Below are 16,370 nucleotides of genomic sequence, written 5' to 3'. Positions count from 1 at the left end.
CAGCGACGCCGCTGATCCGCAGGGAAGCCTGCCGGCGTCAGCATCGCCTGAATCTCCGCCAGTGCCACCCAGGTCCACGTGCCCACATGTGGGGTTGACGTCGATCGTCGACGCGGAGCGGGATGCGGGGTCGATGGGTGGGGTCGCTATTCCGCGTCGTCGCCTGGCGGCGGGCTCGGATGGCGGAGCACGCGGCCTGGGTGGTGGAGCGCGGCATCGACGAGCTGCGGCAGGCGTACGCGGGATTGGTGTTGAGCCTCGGACGGGCTCGGGCGGTGACGACCGGCTCGCGGCATCCGCTGCCGGCCCGCGCGCTGCGGCGCTGGGACGCCGCCCTGGAGCAGGCCGGTCAGGTGCAGCGGCAGCTCAGCGGCGGGGTCGGCGAACTGTGCCGGTTGTCGGGGGTCGGGCCGGTCGGCGGCGTCGGCGAGGCGGTCGCCGCGCTGCGTAGGGCAGCCGACGAGGTATGCGCCAGCACCGCCAGCCTGGTCGAGCTGCGTGCTCGGATCGCCGCCACCACCGCCATGGAGTCGGGCGAGGCGCTGCCGGCTGCCGCGCTCACGCGACTACGGACCGGAGCGGGCGAGCTGGAGGAGTTGACCGCACGGATGCAGCAGGGCTGTGTGGCGCTGTCCGCGTACACGGATGGGGTTTCCGGGGTTGACCTGATGCCCGGCCGGACCGCCCGGGCCGGCGCACTGGCGCGGGTGAGCTGGCACCCGCCCGACGGCGTCGGCGTGGGCGCGGAGCTGGCGGGGCGGCTGGTGGCCGCCGGCGGTCGCCGGGCCCGCCCGCGCCGGCACACCTGCGGGTGCCGTTGCGGCGCCGGGCGGCCTGGCGCGCGTCGCGCGGCTTCTGGGCCTCCGGCGGGTCGCGGCTGGCCAGCCCGCACACCGACGGCGCCTTCTTCGCTCTGCCTACGTGCCGTGCTCCTGCTGACCAGGGGAAACACCATCTGGTACGCCGACCGCCTCGACCTGTTCCGCCGGGCCGGAGCGCTCGACGGGTATGTCGACGCGCTCGCCGCCGCGGTGGTGGTGGCGGTGGACCGGCGGCTGACCCGGGTCGGTGACGGCGCGACGGTACGGCGGCTCGCCGCCCGGATACACGACCGCTACGACGGCGGTACCCAGGAGGTGCCGCCGGAGGTGGCCGGAGCGCTGATCCGGGCCGCGCTCGGTGTGGCACGCCCGCCGGCAGCCGATCCAGTCCGGCTGATCCTGTTGCAGACCCTGCTCCTGGTGGATCTGCTCGGCGACGAGCGGCTCACCCGAGCGGACCAGGCCGCCTTCGCTCGGGTTGTCCATCGCGCCGCGCCGGGCTGATCAGGGCATTGCCCGGCCCTCCTCAGCGTCGGCCCGTCGTGCGAGACCGGATACGTGCCCACAGGTCGGGCACGGGTCGCCGGCCGAGCGTGCCCGGATCGCCCGGTACCGGCCGCCGTGCCAGGCGACCACGGCCAGTAGCAGGACCGTGCCGACCAGGGGGAGTACGGCGGCGGTGGCGGCGAGTTCGAGCCAGGTCAGGGCGCCGCCCCAGTACCAGCCGGCGATCGGTCGGATCCCGAGCAGACCGGCCGGGGTCACCAGCAGTACGACCGACCACAGTGCACCACTGTCACCGGTGACCGCTCGAACGAGACCGAAGGCCAGAGCCAGCCCGACCAACAACACACCCGCCATCGCCATGATCTCGATCGTGGAGTTGTAGCTGGTGAACCAGCCGCCGCTCCCGGTGACCTCGAACAGCACGCCCACCGCCGTACCGGTCAGCGCCCCGAGCAGGGGCGGGATCCGGCCCGCCCAGCCAGGACGGGCGGGCAGTGCCAACGCCATCAGACCGAACGCCAACACCGGGACGAGCACGTAGAGCGGGGGCCGGGGCAGCCCGGACAGCGGTGCGGCCGGGATCACGGCCAGCGTCAGCAGGATGGCGGCGGCGACGCCCCGGCGTGCCCAGTGCGCCGGCAGTACCATCGTGGCGAGCGCGGCCAGCAGCCAGCCGGCCCAGAGGAACGCACCGAGGGTCTGCGCCGGGCCGACCTTCGCGGGCAGAACGTCGGCCGGCAGGTTCGTGAACTCGACCTGGATGAGCAGGAACGCCGCGATCGCCGCCAGCGTGCTCATCGCGATTGTCGCGGCGATCGGCAGGCCGGCGGCGAGCCCGGAAGCGCCCTGCTCGCGCAGCCGCTGGCGTAGCCCGCCACGCAGCACGTCGACGACGTCGTGCCGGGAGGGCCGGCGCCGATCCGGCTCGGCCAGATCGAGGTACGTCCCGACCAGTTCGTCGCCCCGGCTCGACCGGTAGCGGCGCGGGTACGCGTACAGCAGTCGCCGGTAGCGTCGCTCCAGCGGGTTCACCTCGGCGGCCGGACCGTCCTGCCCGGTCCCGTCGGGCTGCCCGGTCGTCCCGTTGGGCTGGTCGGTCCCGTCGGGCTGGTCCGTCATGCCGTCCTGCCCGGCTCCGCCGGGCTGCTCGCTCATGCCGGGCCTCCGGCGAGGCGGATGGCGGGGCGGACTGCCGGCGCCGGACGGGCGGTCGAGCCCTCGGACGCTCGGGCGCTGCGGGCTCGCAGGCGTTGGGTGGCCGCCTCGACGTTGCGGCGCAACCGCTCGGTCTCGGCGGTGAGCGCGGCGGTCCCGTTGTCGGTGAGCCGGTAGTAGCGGCGGAGCCGCCCGCCGACGATCTCCTCCCGGTCCGGCTCGACCAGGCCCTCGTCGGAGAGTCGGTCGAGCGCGCCGTAGAGGGTGCCGGGCCGCAGGTTCAGCCGGCCGTCGGAGAGCGCGGCGACCTCGGAGACGATGCCGTAGCCGTGCATCGGCTCCCGGGCGAGCGCGGTGAGGATCAGGAACGTCGGTTCCCGTAACGGGGCAGGTGTGGTCATGCGGGGGAGTATATCGGTGACCAAGCTATAACGGCTACGAAGGTATAGAAGGCCCGAGACAGTGCGGCGCGCCGCCGACCGAGCCCCTGCGGGGTTGAGCCCCGGTGGGGTCTGGTCGACGACGCGCCCGACGTGCTGGTGTCGCCTGTCCCCGGGGCCGTGCGGGAAGCACGACCCCGGGCCGACGATTGGTTCTATACGTCGAAGTTCTATACGTCGAAGTACATCGCGAACTCGTGCGGGGTCGGCCGCAGCCGGACCGGATCGACCTCGTTGGTGCGTTTCCACTCGACCCAGGTGGAGATCAGGTCCGGGGTGAAGACGCCACCCTCCAGCAGGAAGTCGTGGTCGGCCTCCAGCGAGTCGAGCACCTCGGGCAGCGAGCCGGGCACCTGCTTGACCGAACCCCACTCCTCCGGCGGGAGGTCGTAGAGGTCCTTGTCGATCGGCTCCGGCGGCTCGATCTTGCTCTTGATGCCGTCCAGACCGGCCATCATCATCGCCGAGAACGCCAGGTAGACGTTGGCCGACGGGTCCGGCACCCGGAACTCGACCCGCTTCGCCTTGGCGTTGCTGCCGGTGACCGGGATGCGGGTGCAGGCGGAGCGGTTCCGCTGCGAGTAGACCAGGTTGACCGGGGCCTCGAAGCCCGGCACCAGCCGGCGGTACGAGTTGACCGTCGGGTTGGTGAAGGCCAGCAGCGACGGCGCGTGGTGCAGCAGGCCACCGATGTACCAGCGGGCGGTGTCGGAGAGGCCGGCGTAGCCGGTCTCGTCGTAGAACAGCGGTTCGCCGTTCAGCCAGAGGCTCTGGTGGGTGTGCATCCCGGAGCCGTTGTCGCCGAAGAGCGGCTTGGGCATGAAGGTCGCGGTCTTGCCGTTCGCCCAGGCGGTGTTCTTCACGATGTACTTGAAGAGCTGGAGCTGGTCGCCCGCGTGCAGCAGGGTGGAGAACCTGTAGTTGATCTCAGCCTGGCCGGCGGTGCCCACCTCGTGGTGCGAACGCTCGACGGTGAAGCCGGCGTTGAGCAGCCGCTGGACGATCTCGTCGCGCAGGTCGGCGTAGTGGTCGACCGGCGGGACCGGGAAGTAGCCGCCCTTGTACGCGGTCTTGTAACCGCGGTTGCCGCCCGCTTCCTCGCGGCCGGTGTTCCACCAGCCCTCGACGGAGTCGATGTAGTAGTAGGACTGGTTCGCCGAGGTCTCGTGCCGGATCGAGTCGAAGATGTAGAACTCGGCCTCCGGGCCGAAGTACGCGGTGTCGGCGATGCCGCTGGCGGCGAGGTACGCCTCCGCCTTCTTCGCCACGTTCCGCGGGTCCCGGGAGTACGCCTCCCGGGTGAACGGGTCGTGGATGAAGAAGTTCAGTGCCAGTGTCTTCTGTGTCCGGAAGGGGTCGATGAAGGCGGTGGCGACGTCGGGCAGCAACAGCATGTCCGACTCGTGGATCGCCTGGAAACCGCGGATCGACGATCCGTCGAAGGCGAGACCGTCGGTGAAGACCGATTCGTCGAACGACTCGACCGGCAGGTTGAAGTGCTGCATCACGCCGGGCAGGTCACAGAAACGAACATCGACGAACCGTACGTCCTCGTTCTTGAGGTATCGCAGGAGTTCCTCGGGGTTGGCGAACACACGTCCTCCTGGCACGTCCACTGATGGCTAGGCTGGTGGCGACGCTATGGCCATGCGATTGCCCGAGCGTGTCTCTGATGTTTCTGCCGTGTTACGTCGTCTGCGGAGCGTGATCCCCGCAGGTGGTCGGCTCGGGCCTACTCCGGGATGATACTCCGGTTTGGTTGGTGGGCCTGGTTTGTTGCGTTTCGCTCCCGGTGGGGTGACGCGGGTCCCGGCCGGCGGAGCCTGCCGGGACGTGATCGCCACCAGCCGATACCCTGGTTGACCGTGGCAGCACAGCAGAACGGCGTCGCTCCGCCCGCACCGGCGGACGACCCGACCAGTCCGCCGCCGAGCCTGGCGCGCCGGTTCGCCGCGTTGAGCATCGACTGGATCCTGTGCCTGCTGGTCACCAACCTCTACGCCGACCCGATCGTCGACAGTTGGGCTCCGGTCCTCACGCTGGTCGTCGTCTACGGCTTCTTCGTCGGCCTCTTCGCGCAGACCCCGGGCATGCGGCTGTGCCGGCTCAGTTGCGTCCGGTACGCCGACGGCGGCCGGATCGGCGTGCTCCGCGGGCTGCTCCGGGGCGCCCTGCTCGGATTGGTGATCCCGGCGCTGGTCATGGACGCTCGCAACCGTGGCCTGCATGACCGGGCCGCTGGCTCGATCGTGGTCTGGATGCCGTCGACCCGCCACACCGGCTGAATCGGCCCGCCCCACCTGCCCTGAATCGGCCCGCCGGCCACGCCGGACGATCCACCGAGGGCACCTGCAGAGTCATCCCGCTGGCGTACCGCGCTGGATGGGCGTACTGTATCGATCCAGAAGACCTACTGGATCGATACAGAAGGCGGATTGGTGAAGCCAACGTTACAGACCGTGGCCGATGCCGTGGGTGTTTCCCGCAGCACGGTCTCCAACGCCTACAGCCGGCCGGACCAGTTGTCCCCGGCGCTGCGGGAGCGGATCCACGAGGCGGCCCGCCGGCTGGGCTACCCGGGGCCGGACCCGACGGCACGGTCGCTGCGCCGGGGTCGGGTCGGGGCGATCGGGGTGCTCTTCACCTCGGCGCTCTCCTACGCCTTCACCGACCCGTACGCGGTGCAGTTCCTCCGGGGCATCGCCGAGACCGCCGAACGGCACGGCAACGGCCTGCTGCTGATCCCGCTCTCCAGGTCGGAGGAGCAGACCGGCATCGAGGCGGTCCGCAACGCATCTGTCGACGGCTTCTGCGTGTACTGCGTACCGGCCTGGCACCCGGCGCTGGACGTGACCCGGTCCCGGGGTCTGCCGACGGTCGCCGCCGAGCGCCCCGCCGAGGTCGGACCGGAGACCATGTACGTCGGGATCGACGAGGTGGCCGCCGCCCGTACCGTCGGCAGTCACCTCGCCCGGCTGGGTCACCGCCGGGTCGCGGTGGTCTCCGACTTCCTGGTCGCGCAGCGCCGGACCGGTCCGGTCACCGTCACCGACCCGGCCGAGATCCGCTACGACGTCACCCGCGAGCGGCTGCGTGGCTTCGCCGAAGGGCTGGCCGAGGGCGGTGTCGGCTGGTCCGACCTGCTGCTCTGCAACGCCGGCGCGAACAGCCGGGGCGAGGGCGAGCGCGCGGCGGCGTACGCGCTGGACCGCGTGGACCGGCCGACGGCGGTGCTGGCCATCACCGACCTGCTGGCGCTCGGGGTGCTCGACGCGCTCGCCGCCCGGGGGCTGCGACCCGGCCGGGACGTCTCGGTCACCGGCTTCGACGACATCCCGGAGGCGACCGCCGTCGGGCTCACCACGATCCGGCAACCGGCGGTGGAGAAGGGCGCGATCGCCGGCCGACTGCTGCTGGACCCACCGGAGGACCCCGCCGCCCGCCAGGTGCTGCTCCCCACCGACCTGGTCGTCCGCACCTCGACCGGTCCCGTCGAAAGGAAGTGAACCTCATGGATCCCGTCGGTTACCACCTCGCGCTGGGCGCGACCGAGCGGCACGTACGGTCGGCCCGGCCGGACGCACCGGTCCGGCCCGACCGGGAACCGGCTCCGGACGCCGGCCCGGGACGGCTCCGGCGGAGCACCGCCGCGATGCTGCGACGGGTTGCGGACCGGCTCGCACCGGCCCCGCCGACGCTGCCGTCCACGACCACCCGGGCCTGCCCGTCGTGAGCCGGACTACCGGCCGCGCATCTGCCGGAACGCCCCCTTGGGCGGGCGCATGTTCTTCGGGATCGCGCCCTTCGGCAGTTGCGGCCGGGCCGCGGAAAGCGCCTTGAGCCGCTTGTCCAGGGCGTTCACGTCCTTGCCCTTGAGGTTCGGCGGCAGTCGCAACAGGGTCGTACGCAGCTTGCGGATGGACAGTTCGTCCTCGCCCTGGCCGATCAGGTAGTCGTAGAGCGGGGCGCTGCCGATCACCTTGGCGAGCCGCCGCTTCTCCTGGCCGAGCAGGCTCCGGGTCCGCTGCGGGTTGCCCTCGCCGAGCAGGATCACCCCGGGCTTGCCGACGACCAGGTGCACCATGTCCATCTGGGTGGTGGAACTGACCGCCGGGGTGACCCGCCAGTCACCCCGCATGCTCTCCAGGATCGAGGCAGCCGCACCCGGCTGCCCCTCGGCCGCGTTCATCATCGCCCGGTTGGAGCGCAGGTTCAGCACGATGAGCAGCGCGAGCAGGGCGAGCAGGATGCCGATCGGCAGCCAGAGCCAGCCCCAGTTCAGCACCGCCACCACGGTGACGGCGATCGGGACCAGCACCGCGACGACGGCGAGCGGCACGAACCACTTGTCGCGTTTGGCGGTGAACGAGAACACCATCCCGATCTGCTTCAGCCGCTGGCCGAACGACACCTTCTCCTGCGCCTTTGCCATGCGACGGAGTCTAGTGGGCCGGGACCGCCCGCCCGTTCCCCGGCCGGACCGTCCCCGTGCCCGGGGTGACCGTCGGCGGGCGGCCGGGCGGCGGGTAAGGACCTTACCGAGCGCGGGCATCCCGGAGAGGCCCAACTGAGGAGGCCGGCCCGGCAGACATGAGGCGGTGCACCAATGTGCCGCAGGTGCCTTCACCCGAAGAGTGGACATCAGCGACGAGTACCGGATCGAACGGAGTACAGCGATGTTCAGCACCGACCCACAGTTCCTGCTCACCCTGCACCGTAGCCACGCCGACGAGCTGCGGGCCGAGGCCGACGCGGCCCGGCTGGCCCGCTCGGTGGCCCGCGGTCCCCGGCAACACCCGACCCGGACCGGGCGGAGACGCCGGTTCGGCTCCCACCGGCACCAGGGGCCGGCCGCCGAGTGAGCGTGGACACCACCACCACCGCCGCCCCGCGACCCGACCGGGTCGACGGGCGGCCCACAAACCCGCCCACCGGCGGCGGTCCGGAGGTTCGGATCTTCGAGGATGCCGTCCGGCGTGGCATGCTCGATCCCGTGACCACTCGTGCCGCCAGCAGCGTTCTCGTCGGCCGCCAGTCCGAACTCGCCATCCTGCGCGACGCGCTCAAGCGAGTCCGGGCCGACGAGCCGGCCGCGCTGCTGGTCGGCGGCGAGGCGGGCGTCGGCAAGAGCCGGCTGATCGAGGAGTTCGGCCGGGCCGCCGTCGCCGACGGCAACCAGCTCCTCGTCGGGCAGTGCCTGGAGCTCGGCGAGGAGGGCCTGCCGTTCGCGCCTTTCGCCGCCGCGCTCCGGCAGGTGCTGCGCCGCGACGGGGTGGCGGCCTTCGAGGGGTACGAGCGGGAGTTCGCCCGCCTCCTGCCCGAGCTGGCCCGGCTCGCGGCCGGGCCGACCGGCACCGACACCCGGGCCGCCCCGAACGGGCCGGACCTCTCCCTGGACCCGCACCGGGGCTACCTCTTCGAGCTGGTCGCCGAACTCTTCACCCGGCTCGCCGCGCAGCGCCCGCTGGTGCTGGTGATCGAGGACCTGCACTGGGCCGACCGGTCGACCCGAGACCTGATCTCCTTCCTTGCCCGCGCGGTCCGGCCGGCCCGGGTACTGCTGATCTGCACCTACCGCTCCGACGAGCTGCACCGGGGGCATCCGCTCCGCCCGTTCCTGGCCGAACTGGACCGGGCCCGGGGCGTCGAGCGGCTGGAACTGGACCGGCTCGACCGGGAGGGCACCGGCGAGGTGCTGGCCGACCTGTTCGGCTTCGAACCCAGCGACCGGGCCATCGACACCATCCACGACCGGACCCAGGGCAATCCGTTCTTCGTCGAGGAGCTTGCCGCCGCCAGCGACCCGAGCGGCTGCGCCGACCTGCCGGACACCCTGCGCGACCTGCTGCTGGCCCGGGTCGACCGGCTGCCCGAGCCGGCCCAGCGGGTGCTGCGGATCGCCGGGGCCGGCGGCACCCGGATCGCCCACGAACTCCTCGCCGAGGTCGCCGGGGTGCCGGAGACCGAGCTGGAGGAGGCGCTCCGGGCCGCCGTCGCCGCCCAGCTCGTGGTCGCCGACCCGGACGGCGGCTACGAGTTCCGGCACGCGTTGGTCCGGGAGGCCGTACACGAGGACCTGCTCCCCGGCGAGCACGCCCGGCTGCACGCCCGGTACGCGGCCGCGATCGAGGCACAGCCGCAGCTCGTCGCCGACGGTCGGGCCCCGGCCGAGCTGGCCCACCACTGGTACGCGGCACACGACTACCCCCGGGCGCTGACCGCGGCCTGGGCCGCCGCCGAGGCGGCCGGCTCCCGGTACGCGTACGCCGAGCAGGGGCGGCTGCTGGAGCGGGTGCTCGAACTCTGGGAGCAGGTGCCGGACGCGGAGCAGCGGCTCGGCCGCGACCACCTGGCCGTGCTGGAGGCGACGCTCTCGGCGACCTCGACCGCCGGCGACTACAGCCGGGCGCTCGCGTTGACCCGGGCCATGCTGACCGAGCTGGACGGTGCGACCGAACCGGTCCGGACGGCCCGGGTACGGCTGCTGCGCGGCCGGCTGCTCCGGATCCTCGGCAAGTCCGACGGCGCCGAGGAGCTGCGCGAGGCGTACCGGCTGGTTGCCGGGAGCGACGACGATCCGCAGCGGGTACGGCTGCTCGCCGACATCGCCTTCCAGGTGGCCCGGGTGGACCGTGCCGAGGGAGGGCGGATGGCCGCCGAGGCGGTGGCCGCCGCGACGGCTCTCGCCGACGAGGACGCCGTACTGCGCGCGACGCTCGCCGCCGCCTGGGTGTGCAGCCGGCTGGCCTCGCTCGACGCCGGCCTGGCCGACCTGCGCCGCGCGGTCGACCTGGCCCGGACCGCGGGCGATTCCTCCGTCCTGGTGACCGCGCTGGTGGTCAGCTCCGACGCCCTCTGCGAGGTCGGCCGGTACGCCGAGTCCGTCGAGGCGGCCGCCGAGGGGTACGCCGAGGCACGGCGGGTCGGGATCAGCCGCTCCACCGGCGCCTTCCTGCTCTCCAACCAGGCCGAGGCGCTGATCGCACTCGGCCGCTGGGACGAGGCCGACGAGTTGTGCGGGCAGGCGGCCCGGCTCGACCTGCCGGGCATCACCGGCTACCACTGGTTGCAGTTGCGGGCCGGGCTGCGGCTGGCCCGGGGCCAGGCCGGTGCCGACGAACTGGTGGCCCGGGCGCTGGGCTTCCTCCGCCGGCCCTTCCTGCCATTGGAGCTGCCCCTGTACGAGCTGCGCCTGGAGGCGGCGCTGGCCGCCGGGGACGTCGCGGGGGCGGTGGAGGCGGCCCGGGCTCTGCTCGGCCGGCGGCTCGAGAGCAGCCTCCGGTACGCCTGGCCGGCGCTGGCCACCGCTGCCCGGGCCGCCAGCGCGGCCGGGGACCGGGAACTCGCCGAGCGGGTACGGTCGGCTGCCGCCGGCATCCCGGTCCGCTATCCGGCCGAGGTGGCGTACGCGGCCCAGGTGCCGGCAGCGCTGGCCGTCGACGCCGCCGAGGCGGTGTCGCGCTGGCAGGAGACGGTGGCGGCCTGGCGGGTGGACGGCCAGCGGTATCCGCTCGGTCGCTCCCTGTTCTGGCTGGCCGAGGCGGCGGCCGGGGCCGGGGACCGGACGCTGGCCGCGAGCGCGCTGGAGGAGGCGGCGGGGATCGCTGGCGAGCTGGCGGCCGTACCGCTGGGGGATCAGGTGGCGACGCTGGCCCGGCGGCTCGGGTTGCGGGCCGGGCCCGGCGCGGCGCCCGGCACCGACCTGCTGACCGCCCGGGAGCAGGAGGTGCTGCGGCTGGTCGCGGAGGGGCACAGCAACAGCCGGATCGCGGAGCAGCTCTACATCTCGCCGAAGACGGCGAGCGTGCACGTGTCCCGGATCATCGCCAAACTCGACGTGGCGAACCGGATCGAGGCGGCGGCAGTCGCGCACCGCCTCGGCCTGCTCGCCCCGCAACCCGACGCTGGGGTGTAAGCAAGGGTGCCCGCTTAGCGCTTTCTGTTGTCGAAGGGGCCCTTCCTTACTCAGCCCGGCACGGCGGTCCGGGGGAGCACCGGGGCGGCCCGGCCGGTGCCGTGCTCGCCCGGCCCCTTCTCCTCGTGGTATTCCTCCTCCACGTTGACCGTCCACACGTCGTGCTCGGTACCGTCGAGAATGTTCGAGACCGAGAGCAGTGCGGTCATCATCGAGTGGTCCGCGTTGTTGTAGCGGTGCATCCCGTTGCGGCCCACCGGGTGCACGTTCGGCACCTCGGCCGCGAGCCAGTCGCGGATGGTGGCGACGTTCTCCTTGTAGGCGAAGTCGTAGAACGGGTAGGCGCGGGGCATCCGCACCACGTAGCCGGCCTCGACGGCGCCGGGGCGGACCAGGCCGAGTCGCTCCAGCTCGGCGGTGCCCAGGGCGATCAGCTCGGCGTCCGGGCTGTTCCACAGTTCGTCGCCGATGCTGAGGAAGTACTCCAGCCCGAGGCAGGTCCGCCCGTCCTTGACCAGGTACGGCGACCAGGAGCCGAAGTTCTGGATCCGGCCCACCTGCACCTCCGGGGCGTGGATGTAGATCCAGTTGTCCGGAAAGCTGAACTCGGCCGGCACCACCAGGGCCACGGTCAGGAAGTCGCGGTAGCCCAGTTGCTTCGCGGCAGCCACCACGGCCGGCGGGGCCGGCGGGTCCATCGCCAGCACCAGGTGCGAGATCGGCATCGACGACACCACGTGGTCGGCAGCCACCCGGCGCTGCCCGTCCGGCCCGTCGACGGTCACCGCGACCGCGCGGCCGCCGGTCCGGTGCACGGCAGTGACCCCGGTGTTCAGGGTGACCCGACCGCCGCGCTTCTCGACGTGTTCGGCGCAGCGTTCCCACATCATCCCCGGGCCGTACTTCGGATAGTTGAACTCCTCGATCAGGCTGGTGATCTCCTTCTGGTTCCGCTTGGGCAGCAGCGCGCTCCAGACCGCGTTGGACAGCGACAGATTCTTGATCCGCTGTGCGGCCCAGTCGGCGGAGAGCTCGGTCGCCGGAACCCCCCACAGCTTCTCGTTGTATGTCTTGAAGAAGTGCTCGAACAGCCGCCGGCCGAACCGGGCGGTCACCCAGCCGGCGAGGTGTGACTGGTCCTTCGGCGGCGCCATCTTGGCCCAGAGATAGGAGCCGACGCAGCGGAACGCCTCGACGATGCCGAGGTTGCGCAGCGCGTTGCCGGCCCGAAGTGGATAGTCGTACAGCCTTCCCCGGTAGTGGATCCGGCTCATCCGGGGGCGGAGCAGGAAGTCCTCGGCGGGCAGGATCTCGTGCCAGAGCGCCTCGACCTGGGGGACCTTGGTGAAGAACCGGTGCCCGCCTATGTCGAACCGCCAGCCGTCGCGCTCTACGGTACGGCTGATCCCGCCCACCACGTCATCGGCCTCGAACACGTCGACGGTGGCGTTGCGCTTGGTCAGCTCGTACGCCGCGGTCAGCCCAGCGGGGCCAGCGCCGACGATCACGGTGTGGGGTGCGGTCATCCCTCTATTCATCACCTTCGACGTGTCGTCGGCAAGGGGTCTCCCAGTTGGCGGCCGAACCCGCCGCGGTAGCCCCGCCGCCGGGTGACCTTGATCACTTGTCAGGAGTTTGGGGCCGCGCCACCTACACCCGCCCACCTGGGTCCGGCAGCTGCTCGCCGCCTACGACCTGGGCAGAGACGAATTCTGCGGGCGCATCGAGAAAGGCCAAGGGCCGCGCGAGCTTCCCGAAATTCTGCCGCTCCCTGCGAAACGTTCACCCGGCGAGGGGTGTGTCGTAACCGCGTCCGACAACTACCCCCCACAGCTGACCACCAAGCGATGCCGCAGACTCGCGGGCTGGCCGAGGCCAACAACGCCGGGAGCGTCTACGCCTCACCAACGGCTGCTGACTCCGTGATCCGCCGCTTCATCGACCGGCGGAACAAACACGCTCAAGCAGGAGATCTTTGTACGTAATGTTGGCCTGGTTTGCTCAAGAGGGCAGCTCCGAGAAAGCGCTTCGTGATGCGCAGTTGCTCGACCACGCTCGGGACCTTGGCCTGCACGATCTCCGCCTGATCGATTACGTCTACCTCGTCGAGCGGGTCCGCCGTTGGTACACGTCCGCCTATCCCGTCGGAATGGTCACCCCGTTCCTCGCACCCGGCTTCGTCACCGCCACGTTCGCGTTGACCCTGGAGCAGAAGCGTGACCGACTGCTACACAAGGGTCTTATCGAGCGGCTGGTCCCAGAGTGGGCAGGGATCGGGTTCGTGGGTGTGAGTACCGGCCGGTCGAACGCCACCCGGATCTGGCAGGGTGACGGTCTGAAGACGATGGCGGATCTGCTGGACACCGCTCAGGGGCCGCTGACCGAGCTGGTCCACCGACCGGCGGTCCAGGAAGCACTGCGTACGGCTGCCCGAGGCGGCCGGGCGAATCTCGGTGAGCGGCGCCGGTAGCTACAGCCGGGGTGCTGTCCGAAGAAGATCAACGGGCGCCGGCCGTGTTGCCGGCCGGCGCCGTCCGGGCCTCGACGGCCTGCTGGTAGAGCCGGCCGGCCCGGTACGACGAACGCACCAGCGGCCCGCTCATCACCCCGGCGAAGCCGATCTGCTCGGCCTCCTCGCGCAGCTCCACGAACTCCTCCGGGCGGACCCACCGCTCGACGGGGTGATGCCGGGGCGTCGGGCGCAGGTACTGCGTGACGGTGACCAGCTCGCAGCCGGCCGCGTGCAGGTCGCGAAGCGCCTGGGAGATCTCGGCGCGCTCCTCGCCGAGCCCGAGGATCAGGTTGGACTTGGTCACCAGCCCGGCGGCCCGGGCCTGGGTGAGCACGTCGAGCGAGCGCTCGTAGCGGAACGCCGGCCGGATCCGCTTGAAGATCCGGGGCACCGTCTCGACGTTGTGCGCGAGCACCTCCGGGCGGGTGTCGAAGACCTCGGCGAGTTGCTCCGGGTTGCCGTTGAAGTCGGGGATCAGCAGCTCCACCCCGCAGTGCGGCAGCGCGTCCAGGGCCCCGGCGGTGTTCCCGGCGCCGTCGACCGCAGCCACGGCGGCGGCCGGCCGCTCCCGTCGGGTCAGCCCGTGGATCTGCCGGACCGTTTCGGCGTAGAGCCAGGCACCGCCGTCGGGGAGGTCGTCCCGGGCCACCCCGGTGACGGTGGCGTACCGCAGGCCCATCGTGACCACCGACTCGGCGACCCGGCGCGGCTCGTCGGCGTCGAACTCGGCCGGCTTGCCGGTGTCGATCTGGCAGAAGTCGCAGCGGCGGGTGCACTGGTCGCCGCCGATCAGGAAGGTCGCCTCCCGGTCCTCCCAGCACTCGTAGATGTTGGGACAGCCGGCCTCCTGGCAGACGGTGTGCAGCCCCTCCCGGGAAACCAGCCCACGGAGTTGGGTGTACTCGGGACCCATCTTCGCCTTGACCTTGATCCACGGCGGCTTGCGCTCGATCGGCGTCGCCGCGTTGCGGGCCTCGACCCGCAGCAGCCGGCGCCCCTCCGGCGCGACGGGATGGCCGGTGCGGTGCTCCGGTGCGGTCACGACGCTCACTCCTCCGGCTTCGGCGGCGGTGGATGGCGCGGCTTGCTCGATGGTCACGAATCCGAGCCTACGCGTCACGGTGCGGCCGATCGACCACCAGCGACCGGACTCACGTGCTGGACCAGGTGATACCACTCACGCAGTACCTGGGCGGCAGGCGGCGGTCACCTTCCCCAGTCGCTGGCGAGTCGCTCGTACGCCACCCTGGCGGCCCAGCACCGACCGGTGTGGTCCGGCGGGTTTCTTCCGCACGACCGGCGGGCACCGCGGGGATGCCATACCCGAAAATGCCTTGCCGACATGGCGGTCGGCCCGGCTAATCTGCCGGCAGAGCGTCGACGGAGCCGAGTACCACCCGACAACCGGAGTCCAGAGAGTCACCGTCGCTGGAAGGTGATCTCCGGCCGGGCTGGGAAGACCCTCCCGAGCTGCGGGAAGAACGGCGTTCCGGCGCCTGGTAGAACCCGCCGTCCGGCCCGCGTCACGGGCCACGAACGAGGCCGTCGGCCATGGCGCCGACGGTGAAGGTGTGGTGGCACCGCGAGTTCCCGCTCGCCCACACTCCCCGGGGCCATCGGCGCGTCCGACGCGCCGCGACCAGATCGAGGAGTACCCCAGGTGTCCCGCGTCCTCTCCACCTCCCTGTCCGCGCACGTCGGCGCGACGGTGACCGCCGCCGGCTGGGCGCACCGGCGCCGGCAGCTCAAGTCGGTCACGTTCCTGATCCTGCGGGACGCCACCGGGCTGGCCCAGGTGGTGGTGACCGACGCCGACCTGCGGGCCCGGTTGGCCGAGCTGCCGGAGGAGTCGGTGCTGGAGGTGACGGGCCGGGTGGTCCGCAACCCCGCCGCGCCCGCCGGGGTCGAGATGGTCGACGCGACGGTACGAACACTCGGCGACCCGGCCGTGCCGCCGCCGTTCGACGTGTACCGCCCGGAGTTGACCGCATCGCTGCCCACCCAGCTCGACCACGCGGCGGTGGCGCTGCGCCATCCCACCCGATCGGCGGCGCTGCGGGTCTCGGCGGCCCTGGTGGCCGGCTTCCGGGCCACCCTCGACCGGCTCGGCTTCGTCGAGGTGCACACCCCGAAGATCGTCGCCGCCGCCACCGAGAGCGGCGCCAACGTCTTCGCGCTGGACTATTTCGGTCGATCCGGCTACCTGGCCCAGTCCCCGCAGTTCTACAAGCAGATGCTGGTCGGGGTACTGGAGCGGGTCTACGAGGTGGGGCCGGTGTTCCGGGCCGAGCCGCATGACACCACCCGGCATCTGGCCCAGTACACCTCGCTGGACGTCGAGTTCGGCTTCGTCGCCGACCACCGGGACGTGATGCGGCTGCTCCGCGAGGTACTGGCCGGGATGCTGGACCGACTCGCGGACCATCCGGCGCCGGTCACCCAGATCCCGGTGGTGCCGGCGGAGATTCCGGCGCTGCACTTCACCGAGGCGCTGGGCATCGCCGGGGCGCCGCCGGACGAGCCGGACCTCGCCCCGGCGCACGAGCGGGCGCTCGGCGAGTGGGCCCGGGCCGAGCACGGGTCGGACTTTCTCTTCGTCACCGGCTATCCGCTGGCCAAGCGCCCGTTCTACACCCACCCGGCGACCGGGGACAGCCCGTCGGGCGGCCCGGCACGGGCGTACTCGAACGGGTTCGACCTGCTCTTCCGGGGCGTGGAGCTGGTCACCGGCGGGCAGCGGCTGCACCGGTACGCCGACTACCTGGCCGCGCTCGCGCAGCGGGGCGAGCCGGTCGAGCCGTACGCCGGCTATCTGGACGCGTTCCGGCACGGCATGCCGCCACACGGCGGTTTCGCGATCGGTCTGGAGCGGATGGTGGCCCGGCTGCTCGGGGTGGCGAACGTCCGAGAGGTCACCGCCTTCCCCCGCGACCTGCACCGGCTGACCCCGTAGACGCGAACCCATCTGCAGGACGTGCTGTTTCCGGGAAGTAGTGGCTTGACCGGCCGCCGGAAGGCAC

The 16,370-nt window shown here is 72.0% G+C and carries 14 protein-coding genes; 8 read left to right on the top strand and 6 right to left on the bottom strand.

What is annotated here, in order from left to right; all coding sequences use genetic code 11:
* Positions 1 to 179 precede the first annotated feature (179 nt).
* Positions 180 to 1,325 (top strand): hypothetical protein, encoded by a 1,146-nt coding sequence (locus tag EV371_RS03845; protein WP_130460825.1) that lies wholly within the window; start codon positions 180 to 182, stop codon positions 1,323 to 1,325.
* On the opposite strand, the gene EV371_RS03840 is transcribed toward EV371_RS03845, so the two are convergent.
* The 3 genes from EV371_RS03840 to glnA all read right to left on the bottom strand — a co-directional run bounded on the left by EV371_RS03840 (position 1,326) and on the right by glnA (position 4,518).
* The gene (locus EV371_RS03840) at positions 1,326 to 2,483 is read right to left on the bottom strand and encodes a transporter permease (RefSeq protein ID WP_486484469.1); all 1,158 of its coding nucleotides are present in this window, start codon (positions 2,481 to 2,483) and stop codon (positions 1,326 to 1,328) included.
* A complete protein-coding gene (locus EV371_RS03835) occupies positions 2,480 to 2,884 on the bottom strand; it encodes a PadR family transcriptional regulator (RefSeq protein WP_130460824.1) in 405 nt (134 codons plus the stop codon). Before EV371_RS03835 ends, EV371_RS03840 begins: the two co-directional genes overlap by 4 nt.
* Before the next feature lie 209 nt (positions 2,885 to 3,093).
* Positions 3,094 to 4,518 carry a type I glutamate--ammonia ligase gene (glnA, locus tag EV371_RS03830; protein WP_130460823.1) on the bottom strand — a complete coding sequence of 475 codons (1,425 nt, stop codon included), beginning with the start codon at positions 4,516 to 4,518 and terminating at the stop codon, positions 3,094 to 3,096.
* A gap of 264 nt (positions 4,519 to 4,782) precedes the next feature.
* Here glnA and EV371_RS03825 point away from each other — a divergent pair, with 264 nt between their 5' ends.
* The 3 genes from EV371_RS03825 (at position 4,783) to EV371_RS03815 (ending at position 6,656) form a co-directional block, all read left to right on the top strand.
* Positions 4,783 to 5,208: an RDD family protein gene (locus EV371_RS03825; protein WP_486484468.1), complete on the top strand. Its 426-nt coding sequence runs from the start codon at positions 4,783 to 4,785 to the stop codon at positions 5,206 to 5,208.
* Positions 5,209 to 5,361: 153 nt separating this feature from the next.
* Entirely contained in the window at positions 5,362 to 6,429 is a 1,068-nt protein-coding gene (locus EV371_RS03820; protein ID WP_130460821.1) for a substrate-binding domain-containing protein, read from the top strand.
* 5 nt (positions 6,430 to 6,434) lie between these two features.
* Positions 6,435 to 6,656, top strand: coding sequence for a hypothetical protein (locus EV371_RS03815; RefSeq protein WP_130460820.1), 222 nt, complete (start codon positions 6,435 to 6,437; stop codon positions 6,654 to 6,656).
* Positions 6,657 to 6,662: 6 nt separating this feature from the next.
* Here the strand turns inward: EV371_RS03815 and EV371_RS03810 are convergent, their stop codons facing one another.
* Positions 6,663 to 7,355, bottom strand: a complete 693-nt coding sequence (locus EV371_RS03810; protein WP_130460819.1) for a DUF4191 family protein — start codon at positions 7,353 to 7,355, stop codon at positions 6,663 to 6,665.
* Positions 7,356 to 7,599: 244 nt separating this feature from the next.
* Between EV371_RS03810 and EV371_RS03805 the strand changes: the two genes are divergently transcribed.
* Both EV371_RS03805 and EV371_RS03800 read left to right on the top strand, forming a co-directional pair.
* Positions 7,600 to 7,785 (top strand): hypothetical protein, encoded by a 186-nt coding sequence (locus tag EV371_RS03805; RefSeq protein WP_130460818.1) that lies wholly within the window; start codon positions 7,600 to 7,602, stop codon positions 7,783 to 7,785.
* A gap of 131 nt (positions 7,786 to 7,916) precedes the next feature.
* The gene (locus EV371_RS03800) at positions 7,917 to 10,838 is read left to right on the top strand and encodes a helix-turn-helix transcriptional regulator (RefSeq protein ID WP_486484467.1); all 2,922 of its coding nucleotides are present in this window, start codon (positions 7,917 to 7,919) and stop codon (positions 10,836 to 10,838) included.
* Positions 10,839 to 10,888: 50 nt separating this feature from the next.
* Here EV371_RS03800 and EV371_RS03795 read toward each other — a convergent pair whose 3' ends face one another.
* Positions 10,889 to 12,364 (bottom strand): FAD-dependent oxidoreductase, encoded by a 1,476-nt coding sequence (locus EV371_RS03795; protein WP_130460817.1) that lies wholly within the window; start codon positions 12,362 to 12,364, stop codon positions 10,889 to 10,891.
* 515 nt (positions 12,365 to 12,879) lie between these two features.
* Here EV371_RS03795 and EV371_RS03790 point away from each other — a divergent pair.
* Positions 12,880 to 13,308, top strand: a complete 429-nt coding sequence (locus tag EV371_RS03790; protein ID WP_207230398.1) for a hypothetical protein — start codon at positions 12,880 to 12,882, stop codon at positions 13,306 to 13,308.
* Between the two features lie 28 nt (positions 13,309 to 13,336).
* On the opposite strand, the gene EV371_RS03785 is transcribed toward EV371_RS03790, so the two are convergent.
* The gene (locus tag EV371_RS03785) at positions 13,337 to 14,449 is read right to left on the bottom strand and encodes a lipoyl synthase (RefSeq protein WP_349338612.1); all 1,113 of its coding nucleotides are present in this window, start codon (positions 14,447 to 14,449) and stop codon (positions 13,337 to 13,339) included.
* Between the two features lie 561 nt (positions 14,450 to 15,010).
* Here EV371_RS03785 and aspS point away from each other — a divergent pair.
* Entirely contained in the window at positions 15,011 to 16,303 is a 1,293-nt protein-coding gene (gene aspS, locus EV371_RS03780) for an aspartate--tRNA(Asn) ligase (RefSeq protein ID WP_130460816.1), read from the top strand.
* The last annotated feature ends 67 nt before the right edge of the window (positions 16,304 to 16,370 follow it).

Source organism: Plantactinospora sp. CNZ321 (genome assembly GCF_004217235.1).
The sequence above is the reverse complement of the archived record's forward strand: the minus strand, read 5'-3'. Positions and strand labels throughout refer to the sequence as shown.

What these genes read in the sequence shown, in the direction of transcription:
- EV371_RS03845 (WP_130460825.1), top strand. Translation starts at nt 180, where the DNA reads ATGGCGGAGCACGCGGCCTGGGTGGTGGAGCGCGGCATCGACGAGCTG.
- EV371_RS03840 (WP_486484469.1), bottom strand. Translation starts at nt 2,483, where the DNA reads ATGAGCGAGCAGCCCGGCGGAGCCGGGCAGGACGGCATGACGGACCAG.
- EV371_RS03835 (WP_130460824.1), bottom strand. Translation starts at nt 2,884, where the DNA reads ATGACCACACCTGCCCCGTTACGGGAACCGACGTTCCTGATCCTCACC.
- EV371_RS03815 (WP_130460820.1), top strand. Translation starts at nt 6,435, where the DNA reads ATGGATCCCGTCGGTTACCACCTCGCGCTGGGCGCGACCGAGCGGCAC.
- EV371_RS03810 (WP_130460819.1), bottom strand. Translation starts at nt 7,355, where the DNA reads ATGGCAAAGGCGCAGGAGAAGGTGTCGTTCGGCCAGCGGCTGAAGCAG.
- EV371_RS03805 (WP_130460818.1), top strand. Translation starts at nt 7,600, where the DNA reads ATGTTCAGCACCGACCCACAGTTCCTGCTCACCCTGCACCGTAGCCAC.
- EV371_RS03795 (WP_130460817.1), bottom strand. Translation starts at nt 12,364, where the DNA reads ATGACCGCACCCCACACCGTGATCGTCGGCGCTGGCCCCGCTGGGCTG.